Source organism: Pseudomonas sp. L13 (assembly GCF_009935965.1).
In the GTDB taxonomy this organism is placed as follows: Bacteria; Pseudomonadota; Gammaproteobacteria; order Pseudomonadales; family Pseudomonadaceae; genus Aquipseudomonas; species Aquipseudomonas lactis.
Genome location: NZ_QODJ01000090.1, coordinates 1 through 17,356, shown reverse-complemented (window position 1 = coordinate 17,356; position 17,356 = coordinate 1). Strand labels below are relative to the sequence as shown.

The following is a 17,356-nucleotide window of genomic DNA, read 5'->3' as shown; positions in this document are numbered from 1 at the left end:
GCGGCGTGATTTTTAAGAGCAAAAACAATGAGTTATTTTTTGTTTGATAAGAGCTGGCTTGCCTGCGATAGCATCACTGCGGTGTGACTGATGCACCTAAGTGCCTGCATCGCGGGCAAGCCCGGCTCCCACACAAGCCAGCTCCCACATTGACCGGGTTGAGCCTGCTGAGGTCAGGCGGCCACTGGCACGTGGCTGGTATGCCAGATCAATACCTTGCTCACCCGGTTGTCCTCGGTCTCGAGGATTTCCAGGCGATAACGGCCGACTTTCAGGCACACCGCGCAATCGGGAATGGTCTCCAGCGCCTCGGTGACCAGGCCGTTGAGGGTCTTGGGGCCGTCGCTGGGCAGGTGCCAACCCAGGCTTTTGTTCAGTTCGCGGATCGAGGCGGCGCCGTCGATGATGTAGCGACCATCGGGCTGGGCTTCGACATGCGGGTTATCCACCGCCTGATCGCTTTCGAATTCGCCGACGATCTCTTCCAGGATATCTTCCAGGGTGACGATGCCCAGCACTTCACCGTACTCGTCCACCACCATCCCCAGGCGCCGCTGCTGTTTGTGGAAGTTCAGCAGTTGCAGCTGCAACGGCGTGCTTTCCGGCACGAAGTAAGGCTCGTGGCAGGCGGCGAGCAGGGCCTCTTTGGTCAGGCTGGCGTCAGGCAGCAGGTGTTGGATCTGCCGGGTATTGAGCACGGCCTGCACCTGGTTGATGTCGCTGTGGAACACCGGCAAGCGGGTGCGTGGCGAGGTGCGCAACTGTTCGATGATGTCTTCTATCGGCTCATCGAGGTTGATGCCGTCCACTTCGCTGCGCGGCACCAGGATGTCATTGACCGTGATGTTGTCCAGGGCATGGATACCGGGTAGGCCGGGCGTACGGTCGGCGTCGGTGTCGGGTTCTGGATCGTCGTCATGGTCGGGCAGCGGCTCGTCGCTGTTTTTCACCACACCGGATTTGCGTGCAAACGGGCGCAATAACAGCAGGCTGATGCCATTGAGCAGCCACGCCAGCGGGTAGAGGATCTTCAGCGGCACGCCCAGCAATGTATTGCCAAAGCCCAGCACTGCTTGCGGGTGACGGGTGGCCAGGGTACGGGGCAAGTAGTCGGCCAGCACCAGCAGCGCTGCGCAGGAAATCAGCCAGCCCAGCCAGGGCCCGTTCTCTGCCCAGGCATAGATCGCCAGCAGGGTGCAAAGAATCACTACGGCGGCGCGGCACAGGCTGTTGCACAGGATCAGGCTATGGCGCGGGAAGCTCAGGCGCGCAGCCGCCTTGTCGCCCTGGCGTGTGCCTGGGCGCAGGGCCAGCAGGTGTTGTTGTGCAGCTTCTATGGCAGTAAACAGCGCCGCCCACAAAATCAGCAGGGCAATTACGGCGAGCATCGGCCCTAAGGGCAAGTTGTCCATGATCACTGCCCGTCAGATATGCAGGATGTATTCGCGAACCAGCTTGCTGCCGAAATAGGCCAGCATCAACAGGCAGAAACCGGCCAGGGTCCAGCGAATGGCCTTGTGCCCGCGCCAGCCGAGGCGGTTGCGCCCCCACAGCAGCACGCTGAACACCACCCACGCCAGGCACGCCAGCAAGGTTTTATGGACCAGGTGCTGGGCAAACAGGTTTTCGACGAACAGCCAACCGGAGATCAGCGACAGCGACAGCAGGGTCCAACCGGCCCACAGGAACCCGAACAGCAGGCTTTCCATGGTTTGCAGGGGCGGGAAGTTCTTGATCAGCCCCGACGGGTGCTTGTGCTTGAGCTGGTGATCCTGCAGCAGCAGGAGCAGGGCCTGGAACACCGCGATGGTGAACATGCCGTAGGCGAGGATCGACAACAGGATGTGGGCGAGGATGCCCGGCTCCTCGTCAATCACCTGTACGGTGCCGGTGGGGGTGAACTGCGCCAGCAGCACCGTCAGCATTCCCAGGGGGAACAGCAGCACCAGCAGGTTCTCCACCGGAATCCGGTAGCAGGCCAGCAGCGTCAGCGCGATGACGGCCGCGGCGATCAGGCTGGCGGCGCTGAAAAAGTCCAGGCCCAGGCCGACCGGGGTCATCAGGTGGGTGAACAGGCTGGCGGCATGGGCCAGCAGGGCCAGCACGCCAAGGCCGACGAGCAGACGTTTGTCCGCTTTGGCGCCTTGGGCCAGACGAGTGCCCTGATAGAGGGTCGCAGCGGCATACAAAATGGCGGCGGCGAGGCTGGGTAGCAAACTGGGTGACAAAGGGAGCATAAATCCTGGTAGGCAAGCCCGAAAGGCGTTGAGTTTGGCACACACCTGCGTTGCACGAAAGACTCCCAGGCCAGACAGCGGGTGTGCATGGGCGCAGTCTTCGCTATAATCCGCGACCTGCCCACGCCGCAGGCTCGGCGAACGCTGTTGTTAATAGCGATTTCCCCCAGCCTGGGCCGCCATTACCTCGGTCTACCTGCATTTCGATGAATAGGGCCTGAAAGGATCGCGCATGTTTGAAAACTTGACTGACCGTCTCTCGCAGACGCTGCGCCACGTTACCGGCAAGGCCAAGCTGACCGAGGACAATATTAAAGACACCCTGCGTGAAGTGCGCATGGCGTTGCTGGAAGCCGACGTGGCTTTGCCGGTGGTGAAGGACTTCGTCAACTCGGTCAAGGAGCGTGCGGTCGGCACCGAAGTGTCCCGCAGTCTGACCCCGGGCCAGGCCTTTGTGAAGATCGTCCAGGCCGAACTCGAAAGCCTGATGGGCGCGGCCAACGAAGACCTGAACCTCAGCGCCGTGCCGCCAGCCGTCGTGCTGATGGCGGGTTTGCAAGGTGCGGGTAAAACCACCACCGCCGGCAAACTGGCGCGCTTCCTTAAAGAGCGCAAGAAGAAATCCGTGATGGTGGTATCGGCCGACGTGTACCGTCCGGCGGCCATCAAGCAGTTGGAAATGCTCGCGGGCGAAGTGGGCGTGACCTTCTTCCCGTCCGACCTGAGCCAGAAGCCGGTCGACATCGCCAACGCCGCTATTAAAGAAGCCAAGCTCAAGTTCATCGACGTGGTTATCGTCGATACCGCCGGTCGCCTGCACATCGACGAAGAGATGATGGGCGAGATCAAGGCGCTGCATGCCGCGATCAACCCGGTCGAGACCCTGTTCGTGGTCGACGCCATGACCGGCCAGGATGCGGCCAACACCGCCAAGGCCTTTGGTGACGCGCTGCCGCTGACTGGCGTGATCCTTACCAAGGTCGACGGCGACGCCCGTGGCGGTGCCGCGCTGTCGGTACGTGCCATTACTGGCAAGCCGATCAAGTTCATTGGTATGGGCGAGAAGAGCGAAGCGCTAGAGCCGTTCCACCCTGAGCGTATCGCCTCGCGCATTCTCGGCATGGGTGACGTGCTCAGCCTGATCGAGCAGGCCGAAGCCACGCTCGACAAGGACAAGGCCGACAAACTGGCCAAGAAGCTGAAGAAGGGCAAGGGCTTCGACCTCGAAGACTTCCGCGACCAGCTGCAACAAATGAAGAACATGGGCGGCCTCGGCGGCCTGATGGACAAGCTGCCCAACATCGGCGGTGTAAACCTGGCGCAAATGGGCAACGCTCAGGGCGCGGCAGAGAAGCAGTTCAAGCAGATGGAAGCCATCATCAACTCCATGACCCCGGCCGAGCGCCGCGACCCTGAGCTGATCAGCGGTTCGCGCAAGCGCCGGATCGCCATGGGTTCCGGCACCCAGGTGCAGGACATCGGTCGCTTGATCAAGCAACACAAGCAGATGCAGAAGATGATGAAGAAATTCTCCGCCAAGGGCGGTATGGCCAAGATGATGCGCGGCATGGGCGGTATGTTGCCCGGCGGCGGCATGCCTAAAATGTAAAGTATTCGAGCGTAAGCCTTGCTTGCGCTCCGCCCCACAAGGATGTGGGATCTCCAGCAAACCCGCCGTTGGCGGGCGCTGACTCGCCGTTTTAACCGACGGCTCTATAGCAGATCTGAATGGCACGCTGATAGGCGCCAGAAAAAGACATTTGCAAAAGTCCGGATATTCCTTAGAATATGCGGCCTTTCGGGCACCTATGCCCGCTGTGCATTTAGATTTGCAGCACCGACTACAGGAACGATGTTCACATGCTAACAATCCGTCTTGCCCTTGGCGGCTCCAAAAAGCGCCCGTTTTACCACTTGACCGTAACCGACAGCCGCAACCCGCGTGACGGTTCGCACAAGGAACAGGTTGGTTTCTTCAACCCTGTTGCTCGTGGTCAAGAAGTTCGTCTGTCCGTGAACCAAGAGCGCGTAGCCTACTGGCTGAGCGTTGGCGCACAGCCATCCGAGCGCGTTGCAAAACTGTTGAAGGACTCGGCTAAGGCCGCAGCCTGAGCAATATGAACGCGACGCCAGCTGTTGCTGATGATTTGATCGTTATCGGCAAGATTTACTCTGTTCATGGCGTTCGCGGCGAAGTGAAGGTGTATTCCTTTACTGATCCGACTGAAAACCTGTTGCAGTACAAGACCTGGACGCTCAAGCGCGAAGGGAGTGTGAAACAGGTAGAGCTGGTCAGTGGACGCGGGAGCGACAAGTTCCTGGTCGCAAAGCTCAAGGGTCTTGATGATCGTGAAGAAGCTCGTCTTCTGGCTGGTTATGAGATCTGCGTGCCGCGCAACCTGTTCCCTGAATTGACCGACGGCGAGTACTACTGGTACCAGCTGGAAGGTCTGAAGGTTATTGATCAACTCGGGCAATTGCTGGGGAAAATCGATCATCTTCTGGAAACCGGCGCCAATGATGTAATGGTGGTCAAGCCTTGCGCTGGCAGCCTGGATGACCGTGAACGCCTGTTGCCCTATACCGAGCAATGCGTGTTGGCCGTCGACCTGGCAGCGGGCGAGATGAAGGTGGAATGGGACGCGGACTTCTAAGCGTGGCTAATTTGCGCATTGAAGTGATCAGTTTGTTTCCCGAGATGTTTTCCGCCATCAGCGAGTACGGCATCACCAGTCGGGCGGTGAAACAGGGGCTGTTGCAGCTCACCTGTTGGAACCCGCGAGACTACACGACGGATCGACATCACACTGTGGACGATCGCCCATTTGGCGGTGGCCCGGGCATGGTGATGAAGATCAAGCCCCTGGAAGATGCGTTGGTTCAGGCCAAGGCAGCCGCCGGGGAGAAGGCGAAGGTAATTTACCTGTCCCCTCAAGGCCGTCAGCTGAAACAGGCGGCGGTACGCGAACTGGCGAATGAGGAAAGTTTGATCCTGATTGCCGGTCGCTATGAAGGCATTGACGAGCGTTTTATTGAAGCTCATGTCGATGAAGAGTGGTCGATTGGGGACTATGTATTGTCTGGCGGCGAGCTGCCTGCGATGGTCCTGATAGATGCGGTTACACGACTGCTGCCCGGAGCTTTAGGGCATGCGGACTCCGCGGAGGAAGATTCCTTCACGGATGGTTTGCTGGATTGCCCGCACTACACCCGTCCGGAGGTGTATGTGGATCAGCGTGTTCCCGACGTATTGCTAAGTGGCAATCACGCACACATCCGGCGTTGGCGTTTACAGCAGTCCCTTGGTCGGACCTATGAACGACGCGCCGATCTTCTGGAAAGCCGCTCGCTTTCTGGAGAAGAGAAGAAGCTGCTCGAGGAATACATCCTCGCGCGGGACGATAGTTAACAACGTATCGATGGTAGGTCCATTGACTTACCTTAGGAGCACAGCATGACTAACAAAATCATCCTTGCACTCGAAGCAGAGCAGATGACCAAAGAGATCCCTACCTTTGCCCCGGGCGACACCATTGTCGTTCAGGTGAAAGTGAAGGAAGGCGACCGTTCGCGTCTGCAAGCGTTCGAAGGCGTGGTAATCGCCAAGCGTAACCGTGGTGTGAACAGTGCTTTCACTGTTCGTAAAATCTCCAACGGTGTTGGCGTAGAGCGTACTTTCCAGACCTACAGCCCGCAAATCGACAGCATGGCCGTCAAGCGTCGCGGTGACGTACGTAAAGCCAAGCTGTACTACCTGCGTGACCTGTCCGGTAAAGCAGCTCGCATCAAGGAAAAACTGGCTTAAGTCCAGCTTCCCGATGCAGAAAAAAGCAGCCTACGGGCTGCTTTTTTGTGCCTGAAATTTGCCTATTTGTTGGTATTGACCCATGACCACCCGCCTCGAAGAAATCCAGCGCCGCACCGACCTGTCCGTCACCCACGTGACCAAGGCCGTGTTCCCGCCCACCACCAACCACCACAACACCCTGTTCGGCGGCACCGCCTTGGCATGGATGGACGAAGTGTCGTTCATCACCGCCACGCGTTTCTGCCGCTTGCCTTTGGTGACGGTCTCCACCGACCGCATCGACTTCAACCACGCGATCCCGGCCGGCTCCATCGTTGAGCTGATCGGCCGGGTGATTAAGGTTGGCAACACCAGCCTCAAGGTCGAGGTTGAAGTGTTCGTGGAGAGCATGAGCGCTGATGGCCGTCAAAAGGCGATCCAGGGCGTGTTCAGCTTCGTCGCGATTGACGCAGATAAACGCCCTGTACCGGTTCTGCCTGGGTTTGTTGACTGATTACTCGGCGGTGCTGGCCTGCGGTTGAATCACTGCCAGCAAGGTCCAGCCCGCTACAGGCTTCAAGTGGCTCTCGGGCGAGACCACGTGCACCCAGCCGCTGGTGTCCCGGGCAAACAGCAAGGTGGCGCGCTCCCCGTGCAACGCCTGGTACTGCTCCCAGCCAAAGCCGTCGGTGAGGCTAGTGCTGTACAGCTCGGCGCCTTGGCCAAGCAGGCTGGCCAATTTGGTGTAGCTCAAGGGTTGGCTGCCCAGCAAGTGGCCACGGTGTTCATGGCTGGCCTTGTGTTTGTCGGTGCGGCGGCTTTCCTGGCTGCTGGCCAGGGCGAACAGGCGATGGCCGAAATCATGGCGAAAACGCATGGTGGCCAAGGCATTCAGTTCGCCGGAAGGCGAGAGCGCAAGCAGATGCCCCAGGCCGACCAGGTCCAGATGGGACTCGGCATGCTGGGAGGCCGGGTTACCGAAGTACGTAGGCAAGCCTTCCATACGACTGGCGCGGATGTTTTCCCAGCTTGAGTCGGTCAGCAGTACGCGGCTGCCCAACTGCTGCAGCGCCTTGCCGAGCGCCCGCGCCGGGCCGTTCGCACCCACGATCAGGAAGCCGCTGGGCGCCGGCTCAGCGACTTTCAGCAGACGGGCCAAGGGTCGTGCCGTGGCGCTTTGCAGCACCACGGTGCCGATGATCACCGCGAAGGTCAGCGGCACCAGCAACAACGCGCCTTCGTGGCCAGCCTCATCCAGGCGGATCGCAAAGATCGCTGACACCGCCGCCGCCACGATGCCCCTTGGGGCGATCCAGGCCAACAGCGCGCGCTCGCGCCAGTTCAGCCCCGAGCCAAAGGTCGAAAGCGCCACGTTCAATGGGCGTGCAATGAATTGGATGATCAACAGCAGGATCAACACGAACGGGCCCAGGGCGATCATGGCGTTCAGGTCCAGGCGTGCCGCCAGCAGGATGAACAGCCCGGAAATCAGCAACACGCTGAGGTTCTCCTTGAAGTGCAGGATGTGCCGTACATCCACGCCTTTCATGTTTGCCATCCACATGCCCATCAGCGTGACCGCCAGCAGGCCGGACTCATGCATCACCTGGTTGGAGGCAATGAAGATGCCCAGCACGCCCGCCAGTGTCGCCAGGTTATGCAGGTATTCCGGCAACCACTGACGGCGCATGATCTGCCCCAGTACCCAGCCACCGGCGATGCCGAACAGGCTGCCGCAGAGGATGACGCCGCCGAAGGTCAGCAGGCTGTGGCTCAAGCCGTCGCCCGACGCACTGGCGATGATGAAGCTATACACCACTACCGCGAGCAGTGCGCCAATCGGGTCGATGACGATGCCTTCCCAGCGCAGGATATTGGCGATGGACGCTTTGGGGCGCACCACGCGCAGCATGGGCACGATCACCGTTGGGCCGGTGACCAGTGTCAGCGTGCCGAACAGCAGCGCCAGCATCCAGTCAAAACCCAGCAGCCAGTGGGTGGCCAGGGTGATCACTGCCCAGGTTGACAGGGCGCCAACCGTGACCAAGCGATGCACCACGCTGCCGATTTCCTTCCATTCCGACAGGTGCAGGGTCAGGCTGCCTTCAAACAGGATCAGCGCCACTGCCAACGACACCAATGGCATCAACAGAGGGCCGAACATTTCCTGCGGGTCGAGCCATCCGAGTATCGGCCCTGCCAGAATCCCGCTCAGCAGAAGAAACAGAATCGCTGGCAGTTTCAGGCGCCAGGCCAGCCACTGGCAGCCGAGTGCGGCCACGCCAATGCCGCCAAAAGCCAACAAAATCTGTTGTTCGTTCATTAAAGCTTCCTGTTCCTTGAATTAGCGGGCTATGAAAGACTAATGGCTCTTGCCACAGTTCACTAAATAATTCGCGTATTGCCTTGTGCTAAGTCGCTTGAGTGCCCATGCCTGCCATTGACCATCCCCTGATCGACCGCTTCCTCGACGCCCTCTGGTTAGAAAAAGGCCTGTCGGACAACACACGCCAGGCGTACCGCAGCGACCTGGCGCTGTTCAACGGCTGGCTGCAGGAGAAAGACCTTGAACTGATCAATGCCGGGCGCGAGCTGATCCTCGATCACCTGGCCTGGCGCCTGGAGCAGAACTACAAACCGCGCTCTACCGCGCGATTCCTCTCCGGTGTGCGTGGCTTCTATCGCTATCTGTTGCGGGAAAAACTCATCGCGACCGATCCAACTCTACAAATCGATATGCCGCAATTAGGTAGGCCTCTTCCTAAGTCTTTGTCGGAAACCGACGTGGAGGCCCTGTTGGCCGCGCCGGATCTCAGTGAAGCCATCGGCCAACGCGACCGTGCCATGCTGGAAGTGCTTTACGCCTGCGGCCTGCGCGTGACCGAACTGATCAGCCTGACCCTGGAACAGGTCAACCTGCGCCAGGGCGTATTGCGCGTGATGGGCAAGGGCAGCAAGGAGCGGCTGGTGCCCATGGGCGAGGAGGCGATTGTGTGGGTCGAGCGCTACATGCGCGATGCGCGCCACGAACTGCTTGGCGGGCGCCCCAGCGACGTGCTGTTTCCCAGCCAGCGCGGCGAGCAGATGACCCGCCAGACCTTCTGGCACCGCATCAAGCACCAGGCCAAAGTGGCCGGCATCGGCAAGGCGCTGTCACCCCACACCCTGCGCCATGCATTTGCCACCCATTTGCTCAACCACGGCGCGGATTTGCGCGTGGTGCAAATGCTGCTGGGGCACAGCGACTTATCCACAACCCAGATCTACACCCATGTGGCACGCGCACGTTTGCAGGACATGCACGCCAAGCACCACCCGCGCGGATAAAACCGTCAGAAATGGCCCATTTTACCTGTCGCGGGCTGCCCTCCCGCCCAACTGTGGTAGGCTTTGCCGGTTCGCAAAGGGGACGGCATCCATTGTGGTCCAGATCAGTATTCTGCTCCCGTCCCTGCCTCTGCCTTCAGGAGTTCCCATGCGCTTGACCCAGATTATTGCCGCCGCAGCCATTGCGTTGGTTTCCACCTTTGCGGTCGCTGATGATGCGGCCGAGCAGACCATCCGCAAGAGCCTGGCCAACCTGGCGCTCGACACGCCCATCGAAAGCATCAGCGCCAGCCCCATGGCCGGTCTGTATGAAGTCAAGCTCAAGGGCAGCCGCGTGCTGTACGCCAGTGCCGATGGCCAGTACATCGTCCAGGGCTACCTGTTCCAACTCAAGGACGGCAAGCCGGTCAATCTGACCGAGAAGGCCGAGCGCCTGGGCGTGTCCAAGTTGATCAACGGCATCCCGGTGGCTGAAACCGTGGTTTACCCCGCCATTGGCGAAACCAAGACCCACATCACCGTGTTCACCGACACCACATGCCCGTACTGCCACAAGCTGCACGCCGAGATCCCGGCGCTGAACAAGCTGGGTGTGGAAGTGCGCTACGTCGCCTTCCCGCGCCAGGGCCTGGGTTCGCCGGGTGACGAGCAGTTGCAGGCAGTGTGGTGCTCGGCCGACAAGAAAGCGGCCATGGACAAGATGGTCGATGGCAAGGAAATCAAGTCGGCCAAATGCGCCAACCCGGTTTCCAAGCAGTTCGCCCTGGGCCAGTCCATTGGTGTGAACGGTACACCGGCCATCGTTTTGGCCGACGGCCAGGTGATTCCGGGCTACCAGCCGGCGCCGCAAGTTGCCAAACTGGCACTGGGTGCCAAGTAAGCATTTATCGTTGAGCCTTTGACGATCATGGCCCGCCGAACCGTCGGCGGGTCATTAATTGAGAGCCGCAGTTGTGCGGCTGTTTTCACGGCCGACCTAGCGTCGGCCGTTTCATGGGGAGTTCTTCAGTGAAACCGGTCAAAGTAGGCATCTGTGGGTTAGGGACCGTCGGTGGCGGTACCTTCAACGTACTTCAGCGTAACGCTGAAGAAATTTCCCGCCGCGCAGGTCGCGGGATTGAAGTGGCGCAGATTGCCACGCGTTCGCCAAAGCCTCAGTTCGAAACGACCGGTATTGCGATTACCAACGATGTGTTCGCCGTGGCCACCAACCCTGAGATCGATATCGTTATCGAGCTGGTGGGCGGCTACACCGTGGCCCGCGAGCTGGTGCTCAAGGCCATCGAAAATGGCAAGCACGTGGTCACCGCCAACAAGGCGCTGATCGCCGTGCACGGCAACGAGATCTTCGCCAAGGCCCGCGAGAAGGGCGTGATCGTGGCGTTCGAAGCCGCGGTGGCCGGTGGTATCCCGGTGATCAAGGCGATCCGTGAAGGCCTGTCCGCCAATCGCATCAACTGGGTGGCCGGCATCATCAACGGCACCGGTAACTTCATCCTCACCGAAATGCGCGAGAAGGGCCGTACCTTCGAAGACGTGCTGGCCGAAGCCCAGGCCCTGGGTTACGCCGAAGCCGACCCGACGTTCGACGTGGAAGGCATCGACGCCGCCCACAAGCTGACCATCCTGGCCTCCATCGCCTTTGGTATCCCGCTGCAGTTCGACAAGGCCTACACCGAAGGCATCACCAAGCTGACCACCGCCGACGTCAACTACGCCGAAGCCCTGGGCTACCGCATCAAGCACCTGGGCGTGGCACGCAGCACCCCGGCGGGCATCGAGTTGCGGGTTCACCCGACGCTGATCCCGGCCGACCGCCTGATCGCCAACGTCAACGGCGTGATGAACGCGGTGATGGTCAACGGCGACGCCGCCGGTTCCACCCTGTTCTACGGCGCCGGTGCCGGCATGGAGCCGACCGCGTCGTCGGTAATCGCCGACCTGGTGGACGTGGTTCGCGCCATGACCAGCGACCCGGAAAACCGCGTGCCGCACCTGGCCTTCCAGCCGGACTCGCTGTCGGCCCACCCGATCCTGCCGATCGAAGCCTGCGAAAGTGCCTACTACCTGCGCATCCAGGCCCAGGACCATCCAGGTGTGTTGGCGCAGGTAGCCAGCATCCTGTCGGAGCGCGGTATCAACATCGAGTCGATCATGCAGAAGGAAGTCGAGGAGCAAAACGGCCAAGTGCCGATGATCCTGCTGACCCACCGCGTGCTCGAACAGCACATCAACGATGCCATTGAGGCTCTCGAAGCTCTCCAGGGCGTAGTAGGGCCGGTAGTCCGGATTCGCGTCGAACATTTGAATTAATCCAGCTGCAAGCTGTTAGCTACAAGCTGTAAGTTAAAGCCGATTAGCTTTAGCTTGCAGCTTGTAACTTGAAGCTTGAAGCTCAACCAAAGGTTTGCTTCTATGCGTTATATCAGCACCCGCGGCCAGGCACCGGCCCTGAATTTCGAAGACGTTCTGCTGGCAGGCCTTGCCACCGACGGCGGCCTGTACGTGCCGGAAAACCTGCCACGCTTCACCCAGGAAGAAATCGCCTCCTGGGCCGGCCTGCCATATCACGAGCTGGCCTTCCGAGTGATGCGCCCGTTCGTGACCGGCAGCATTCCGGATGCGGACTTCAAAAAGATTCTGGAAGAGACGTACGGCGTGTTTGCCCACAGCGCCATTGCGCCCCTGCGCCAATTGAACGGCAATGAGTGGGTACTGGAGCTGTTCCACGGCCCGACCCTGGCGTTCAAGGACTTCGCCCTGCAACTGCTCGGTCGCCTGCTCGACTACGTGCTGGAAAAGCGCGGCGAGCGCGTGGTGATCATCGGCGCCACCTCCGGTGACACCGGCTCGGCGGCCATCGAAGGGTGCAAGCACTGCGAAAACGTCGACATCTTCATCCTGCACCCGCACAAGCGTGTGTCCGAAGTGCAGCGTCGCCAGATGACCACCATCTTCGGTGAGAACATCCACAACATCGCCATCGAAGGCAACTTCGATGACTGTCAGGAAATGGTCAAGAACAGCTTCGCTGACCAGAGCTTCCTCAAGGGCACGCGCCTGGTGGCGGTCAACTCGATCAACTGGGCGCGGATCATGGCCCAGATCGTCTACTACTTCCACGCTTCGCTGCAGTTGGGCGGCCCGGCGCGTTCGGTGTCGTTCTCGGTGCCGACCGGCAACTTCGGCGATATTTTCGCCGGTTACCTGGCGCGCAATATGGGCCTGCCGATCAACCAGTTGATCGTCGCCACCAACCGCAACGACATCCTGCATCGCTTCATGAGCGGCAACCAGTACGTGAAGGAAACCCTGCACGCCACGCTGTCGCCGTCCATGGACATCATGGTGTCGTCGAACTTCGAGCGCCTGCTGTTCGACATGCACGGTCGCAACGGCGCAGCCCTGGCCGAGCTGATGAATAGCTTCAAGCAAGGTGGCGGCTTCAGCGTCGAGCAAGAGCGCTGGACCGAAACCCGCAAGCTGTTCGATTCCCTGGCCGTGGACGACGCGCAGACCTGCGAAACCATCGCGCAAGTCTACGCCGAGACCGGCGAAGTGCTCGACCCGCATACGGCCATCGGCGTGAAAGCCGCCCGTGAGTGTCGCCGCAGCCTGGATATTCCAATGGTGATCCTCGGTACCGCGCACCCGGTCAAGTTCCCGGAAGCGGTGGAGAAGGCCGGCATTGGCAAGGCCCTGGAGTTGCCGGAGCATTTGACCGACCTGTTCGAGCGCGAAGAGCGCTGCACCGTGTTGGCCAATGACCTGAAGGCGGTGCAGGCGTTCGTCAGCCAGCATGGCAATCGGGGCAAGCCGCTCTAATCAAGAATGGGGTAGCGGGTTTGTGTGGGAGCTGGCTTGCCTGCGATGCAGGCGCCTCGGTACGACTGAATACCGAGGCGTCTGCATCGCGGGCAACCCCGGCTCCCACATTTAGCTAACTCACCCGCTGACCATGAGGCGGATATCAGGCTGCTACAGGTATGCATTCAGCTTTTTTGCAGTCGGCCAAGCCCGTCCTCGTGACGGGCTTTTTCATTCTGGCGAGCCATACTTGCCCATTCGCCCAATCAAGGAAACCCAACCGGTGCAGGTTTTGATCCGATGGACGTTCAAGCTGATGTGCCTGTTGTGGCTCATTCAGGTGCCCATGAGCCTGGCCGCCGTCAGCCTGCCGTTCAAACTGGTGCCGGCGTTTATCGCGCTTGAACCTATGCCGCTGGCGCCAACGGAGCAGCAGTGGCTGGGGGCGCATCGCACGTTGAAGGTGGGGATCTCGATAGATGACTACCAGCCGATCGACATCACCCGCGACCGCAATCGCTACCAGGGCATCAGCGCCGATTACTTGAGCCTGGTCGGCGCGCGGCTGGGCGTGCCCATGCAAGTGCTGGGCTTCTCCGAGCGCGCCCAGGCGGTTGAAGCGCTGCGCAATGGCACCATCGATATTCTCACCAGTGCCAATGGTTACGAGCGTGACGTACCTGGCCTGCAATTCACCCCGGACTACATGCCCGACCGCTCGGTGGTGGTGCTGCGTCGCGACGATACCCAAGGCGACGATCTGGCCGGCAAGAAGCTGGTATTACTCGACGGCTACGCCAACGTGCAGAAGGTTCACGCGGCGTATCCCGACAGCCACATCATGCTCGCGCCCAACCTCTACAGCGGCCTAGAAGCCTTGAAGCAGGGCGACGTCGATGCGTTTATCGGCAATGAAGTAATTGTGCGCGCCTATAAATCGCTGCGGCCTTACCTGGGGTTGCAGATCAAGGAGCAGAGCCGGCTGGCGCCCATCGGTTTTGCCTTCGCCACCCGCCAGGCCGATCCGTTGCTGGGGGCCATGATGAACCGCGCGCTGGCAAGCCTCGACGAGTCGGTGCAGCGGGAAATCCTCGCACGCTGGACCACCGGGCTCGGCGTCGGTATCAGTGGTGAGCGCATTGCGTTGTCGGCGTCGGAACAGGCCTGGGTGCGCGAGCATCCCCATGTCGTGGTGGTGGCCCAGCAGATGTCGCCTTACATATTCAAGGATAAGGACGGCCACTGGGTGGGCTTGAATGTGGATTTGTTGCATCGCATCACGCGCATGACCGGTTTGCAGTTTGTCTTTGAAGAGGTGCACTCCACCGCGCAAACCCTGGAATGGCTGGAAACGGGCAGGGCGCAGATGAACACGACCCTGGCTGTTAACCGCGAGCGCAGCACAGTGCTCAACTTCAGCCATGGATATGGCGGGTCCGGCTGGGTGTTTGTCGAGCGTGCCGATGCCGCGCCGCTCACTGGCTTGAAGCAGTTGGACGGCAAGGTGCTGGCGCTGCCGGCACGTCATGTACTGGAAAATCATATTCGCCACGCGCATCCGAACATCACGTTGCGCCTGGTGGACAATTACAACCAGGCCCGTGAGCTGGTACGACGGGGCGAGGCGGCCGCGACCATTCAAACTGAAGTGGAAGTGCAAAGTTACCCGGAAGATGGCCTGCGTATCGGCCGCAGTGTCGATGGCAAGTGGTCGTCCAACTGCCTGTCGGTGCGCAAGGACCAACCTGAGCTGCTGAGCATTTTGAATAAAGCCCTGGAGGCGCTGCCGGTGGCTGAGCTGAGTGCGTTGCGCTTGCGTTGGATCGGTGCCGTGGCGATTCCGCTGCCGGCCTGGCAACGCGTACCGCTATGGGCCTATTGGACGGTGGCCACGGCGCTGCTGTTTGTGTTGGTGTCGTTGGTATGGAACAGCCGGCTCAAGCGCCAGATTCGCCAACGGCTGGAGGCCGAGCAACGGCTCAATGACCAGCTGGCGTTCAAGCGCGCATTGCTCGACGGCATGCCCAACCCGCTGTTCGTCCGCGACCTGGATGGGCGGCTGGTCACCTGCAACAAAAGCTATGAACAGCAACTGGCGACCCGGCTGGAGCTGATCCAGGGCCTGACGCTGATGGAAAGCAAGGTTGTGCCCGACGCCACAGCGGCGCGCCTGCACGAAGGGCACATGGAGCAATTGGCCACGCAGCAGCCGTTGTTTGTCGACCGGCAATTGGAGCTCAATGGCGGCACTTATCACGTCTATCAGTGGACCGTGCCCTTTTTCGACGCACAGGGCCGCTTGCAGGGGTTGTTGGGCGGCTGGATCGATATCAACGAACGCAAAGACCTGGAGCGCCAGTTGATGGATGCTCGCCAGGCCGCCGATGAGGCGAACTACGCCAAAAGTGCATTTCTCTCGGCCTTGAGCCATGAGATTCGCACCCCCATGACCGCCATCATTGGCTTGCTCGAACTGGAGCAAGAGCGTTGCCTGGCAAGCGGCCAGCCGGTTTCCGAGGCGCTGCAAGTGGCCCATCGTTCGGCGCGCGAGCTGATTGCGCTGATGGGCGACAGCCTGGACTTGGCCAAGATCGAGGCCGGTCACCTGCAACTGGCGCCACAGACCACTGAACTCAAGGGTTTTTTCGAGGGTATCCAGAGCCTGTTCGAAGCCACCGCGCGACAGAAGGGCCTGCATCTGACCCTGGCGTTTGATCCGGCTGCTCAGGGCTATTACTGGTTCGATCCGCTGCGGTTACGCCAAGTGATGCACAACCTGTTGGGCAATGCGCTCAAATTCACCGAGCGGGGCGGGGTTCACCTCAGCGTGACCTGCCAGCGGGATGAGCGCGATACCGAATACCTGCACCTGTGCGTCAAGGACAGCGGCCCGGGCATCAGCGCCGAGCAACAGCCGCGGGTGTTCAAGCCGTTTACCCAGGTTAGCGCCTTGACCGCCGCGCAGCATGGCGGCACCGGGCTGGGCCTGAGTATCTGCAAGCAACTGGTGGAATTGATGGGCGGGAGCATTCACCTCGATAGTGTGGTGGGCGAGGGGACGGTGGTGTGCATTGACCTGCGCCTGGACCGGGTCAGCACCGATGATGTGCCGGCAACGCCCACCGCGACGTTGTCACCGACGGGGCGTAGCCTGTCGGTGCTGGTGGTGGACGATTTGGCGGCCAACCGCCTGGTGCTGGCGCAGCAGTTGCAGTTCCTCGGCCACAAGGTGGTCGCCCTGGAGTCGGCCGAGGCCGCGTTGCAACGCTGGCGTGAGCAGCGTTTTGACGTGCTGGTCACCGATTGCCAGATGCCCGGCATGTCCGGTTATGCCCTGAGTGCGGCGATCCGGCGCCTCGAAGCCGAGGAGCAAAGGCCTCGCAGCGCGCTGGTGGGTTGCACCGCGAACGCCATGAAAGATGAACAACGCCGCTGCGAGGACGCCGGTATGGATGAACTGCTGGTCAAGCCCGTGACCCTGGAACACTGGACCCAAGTGCTGGCCCGCGTGGCGCCCCTGCGTTCGTTCGATATCCAGGCCCTGCGCACCATGACCCAGGCCGACGGGCCGGTGCTGCAGAGCATGTTGCAGGAACTGGCCAAGAGCCTGGACCACGAACACGAGGTATTGGCGGGCGCCCTGGCCGAGCGTGACATGGCACGCTTGAATGCATCGCTGCACCGGCTCAAGGGCATTTGCTCGCTGGTGGATGCACTGCCACTCGCCAAGGCCTGCGTCGCCCTCGAGCAGTGCGCCCGTGAGCAGCGCGGCGCCGAGCTTGAAGCACCCTGGTTGCGCTTGTCCGAGGTGCTCAAGGCGTTTCGTCGCGACCTGCAACCCTATCTGGATGCCTGACACCTTAATGCTGATCAGCTAAGCGAGCGTAATGCTCAAGGCAACGAAGATCCCCTGTGGGAGCTGGCTTGCCTGCGATAGCCATAGGTATCTACACAACTTTGGTGCGACGCTGGACCTGTGGCGAGGGAGCTTGCTCCCGTGACGACCGGATAGCCGACGCTTATCTACCTGACGCGCCGCGGTCCAAATGTGGGAGCTGGCTTGCCTGCGAAGACGGCCTGACAGCCGACCGGGATATTGGATTTGACCGCGTACATATCCGTTATTTAGGTAACGGCCACTTAGGGTTCCGCCCTGACGGCGGCTCACTTTCGAAAAGCGCGAAAGTAAGCAAAGCGC

Annotated in this window: 14 protein-coding genes; 11 read left to right on the top strand and 3 right to left on the bottom strand. The window is 60.6% G+C overall.

The genetic code is table 11. The features are described from left to right. Positions 1-173 precede the first annotated feature (173 nt). On the bottom strand, positions 174-1,412 hold the full coding sequence (locus DK871_RS26820) for a transporter associated domain-containing protein (protein ID WP_161907276.1): 1,239 nt from the start codon (positions 1,410-1,412) through the stop codon (positions 174-176). A 12-nt stretch (positions 1,413-1,424) separates the two neighbouring features. Then, positions 1,425-2,237, bottom strand: a complete 813-nt coding sequence (locus DK871_RS26815) for an inner membrane protein YpjD (protein WP_003193966.1) — start codon at positions 2,235-2,237, stop codon at positions 1,425-1,427. 232 nt (positions 2,238-2,469) lie between these two features. On the opposite strand from DK871_RS26815, the gene ffh reads away from it, so the two are divergent. The 6 genes from ffh to DK871_RS26785 all read left to right on the top strand — a co-directional run bounded on the left by ffh (position 2,470) and on the right by DK871_RS26785 (position 6,538). Further along, entirely contained in the window at positions 2,470-3,846 is a 1,377-nt protein-coding gene (ffh, locus tag DK871_RS26810) for a signal recognition particle protein (RefSeq protein WP_003193965.1), read from the top strand. A 251-nt stretch (positions 3,847-4,097) separates the two neighbouring features. Next, the gene (gene rpsP, locus DK871_RS26805; RefSeq protein WP_003175899.1) at positions 4,098-4,349 is read left to right on the top strand and encodes a 30S ribosomal protein S16; all 252 of its coding nucleotides are present in this window, start codon (positions 4,098-4,100) and stop codon (positions 4,347-4,349) included. A 5-nt stretch (positions 4,350-4,354) separates the two neighbouring features. Beyond that, complete coding sequence (gene rimM / locus DK871_RS26800) at positions 4,355-4,891, top strand: ribosome maturation factor RimM (protein ID WP_003175898.1); 537 nt, start codon at positions 4,355-4,357, stop codon at positions 4,889-4,891. Next, positions 4,873-5,646 (top strand): tRNA (guanosine(37)-N1)-methyltransferase TrmD, encoded by a 774-nt coding sequence (trmD, locus tag DK871_RS26795; RefSeq protein WP_153475158.1) that lies wholly within the window; start codon positions 4,873-4,875, stop codon positions 5,644-5,646. The genes rimM and trmD overlap by 19 nt, the downstream gene beginning before the upstream one ends. A gap of 45 nt (positions 5,647-5,691) precedes the next feature. Then, positions 5,692-6,042: a 50S ribosomal protein L19 gene (gene rplS / locus DK871_RS26790; protein WP_003175895.1), complete on the top strand. Its 351-nt coding sequence runs from the start codon at positions 5,692-5,694 to the stop codon at positions 6,040-6,042. A gap of 82 nt (positions 6,043-6,124) precedes the next feature. Continuing rightward, positions 6,125-6,538, top strand: coding sequence for an acyl-CoA thioesterase (locus tag DK871_RS26785; protein WP_161907275.1), 414 nt, complete (start codon positions 6,125-6,127; stop codon positions 6,536-6,538). Here the strand turns inward: DK871_RS26785 and DK871_RS26780 are convergent, their stop codons facing one another. After that, positions 6,539-8,347, bottom strand: a complete 1,809-nt coding sequence (locus DK871_RS26780) for a sodium:proton antiporter (RefSeq protein ID WP_047711701.1) — start codon at positions 8,345-8,347, stop codon at positions 6,539-6,541. A gap of 107 nt (positions 8,348-8,454) precedes the next feature. Here DK871_RS26780 and xerD point away from each other — a divergent pair, with 107 nt between their 5' ends. The 5 genes from xerD (at position 8,455) to DK871_RS26755 (ending at position 17,014) form a co-directional block, all read left to right on the top strand. After that, positions 8,455-9,351 carry a site-specific tyrosine recombinase XerD gene (xerD, locus tag DK871_RS26775; RefSeq protein WP_161907274.1) on the top strand — a complete coding sequence of 299 codons (897 nt, stop codon included), beginning with the start codon at positions 8,455-8,457 and terminating at the stop codon, positions 9,349-9,351. Between the two features lie 148 nt (positions 9,352-9,499). Further along, complete coding sequence (locus tag DK871_RS26770; RefSeq protein WP_005791088.1) at positions 9,500-10,231, top strand: thioredoxin fold domain-containing protein; 732 nt, start codon at positions 9,500-9,502, stop codon at positions 10,229-10,231. A 128-nt stretch (positions 10,232-10,359) separates the two neighbouring features. Next, entirely contained in the window at positions 10,360-11,664 is a 1,305-nt protein-coding gene (locus DK871_RS26765; protein ID WP_060763575.1) for a homoserine dehydrogenase, read from the top strand. A gap of 102 nt (positions 11,665-11,766) precedes the next feature. Then, positions 11,767-13,176 (top strand): threonine synthase, encoded by a 1,410-nt coding sequence (gene thrC / locus DK871_RS26760; RefSeq protein WP_161907273.1) that lies wholly within the window; start codon positions 11,767-11,769, stop codon positions 13,174-13,176. 298 nt (positions 13,177-13,474) lie between these two features. Next, positions 13,475-17,014, top strand: coding sequence for a transporter substrate-binding domain-containing protein (locus DK871_RS26755; RefSeq protein WP_218581550.1), 3,540 nt, complete (start codon positions 13,475-13,477; stop codon positions 17,012-17,014). Positions 17,015-17,356 lie beyond the last annotated feature (342 nt).

Bases quoted from the DNA above. Each gene is read 5' to 3' on its own strand.
- DK871_RS26820 (WP_161907276.1), bottom strand. From the start codon at position 1,412: ATGGACAACTTGCCCTTAGGGCCGATGCTCGCCGTAATTGCCCTGCTG.
- rpsP (WP_003175899.1), top strand. From the start codon at position 4,098: ATGCTAACAATCCGTCTTGCCCTTGGCGGCTCCAAAAAGCGCCCGTTT.
- rplS (WP_003175895.1), top strand. From the start codon at position 5,692: ATGACTAACAAAATCATCCTTGCACTCGAAGCAGAGCAGATGACCAAA.
- DK871_RS26815 (WP_003193966.1), bottom strand. From the start codon at position 2,237: ATGCTCCCTTTGTCACCCAGTTTGCTACCCAGCCTCGCCGCCGCCATT.
- DK871_RS26785 (WP_161907275.1), top strand. From the start codon at position 6,125: ATGACCACCCGCCTCGAAGAAATCCAGCGCCGCACCGACCTGTCCGTC.
- DK871_RS26780 (WP_047711701.1), bottom strand. From the start codon at position 8,347: ATGAACGAACAACAGATTTTGTTGGCTTTTGGCGGCATTGGCGTGGCC.
- rimM (WP_003175898.1), top strand. From the start codon at position 4,355: ATGAACGCGACGCCAGCTGTTGCTGATGATTTGATCGTTATCGGCAAG.
- trmD (WP_153475158.1), top strand. From the start codon at position 4,873: ATGGGACGCGGACTTCTAAGCGTGGCTAATTTGCGCATTGAAGTGATC.
- DK871_RS26755 (WP_218581550.1), top strand. From the start codon at position 13,475: ATGTGCCTGTTGTGGCTCATTCAGGTGCCCATGAGCCTGGCCGCCGTC.
- ffh (WP_003193965.1), top strand. From the start codon at position 2,470: ATGTTTGAAAACTTGACTGACCGTCTCTCGCAGACGCTGCGCCACGTT.
- DK871_RS26770 (WP_005791088.1), top strand. From the start codon at position 9,500: ATGCGCTTGACCCAGATTATTGCCGCCGCAGCCATTGCGTTGGTTTCC.
- thrC (WP_161907273.1), top strand. From the start codon at position 11,767: ATGCGTTATATCAGCACCCGCGGCCAGGCACCGGCCCTGAATTTCGAA.
- xerD (WP_161907274.1), top strand. From the start codon at position 8,455: ATGCCTGCCATTGACCATCCCCTGATCGACCGCTTCCTCGACGCCCTC.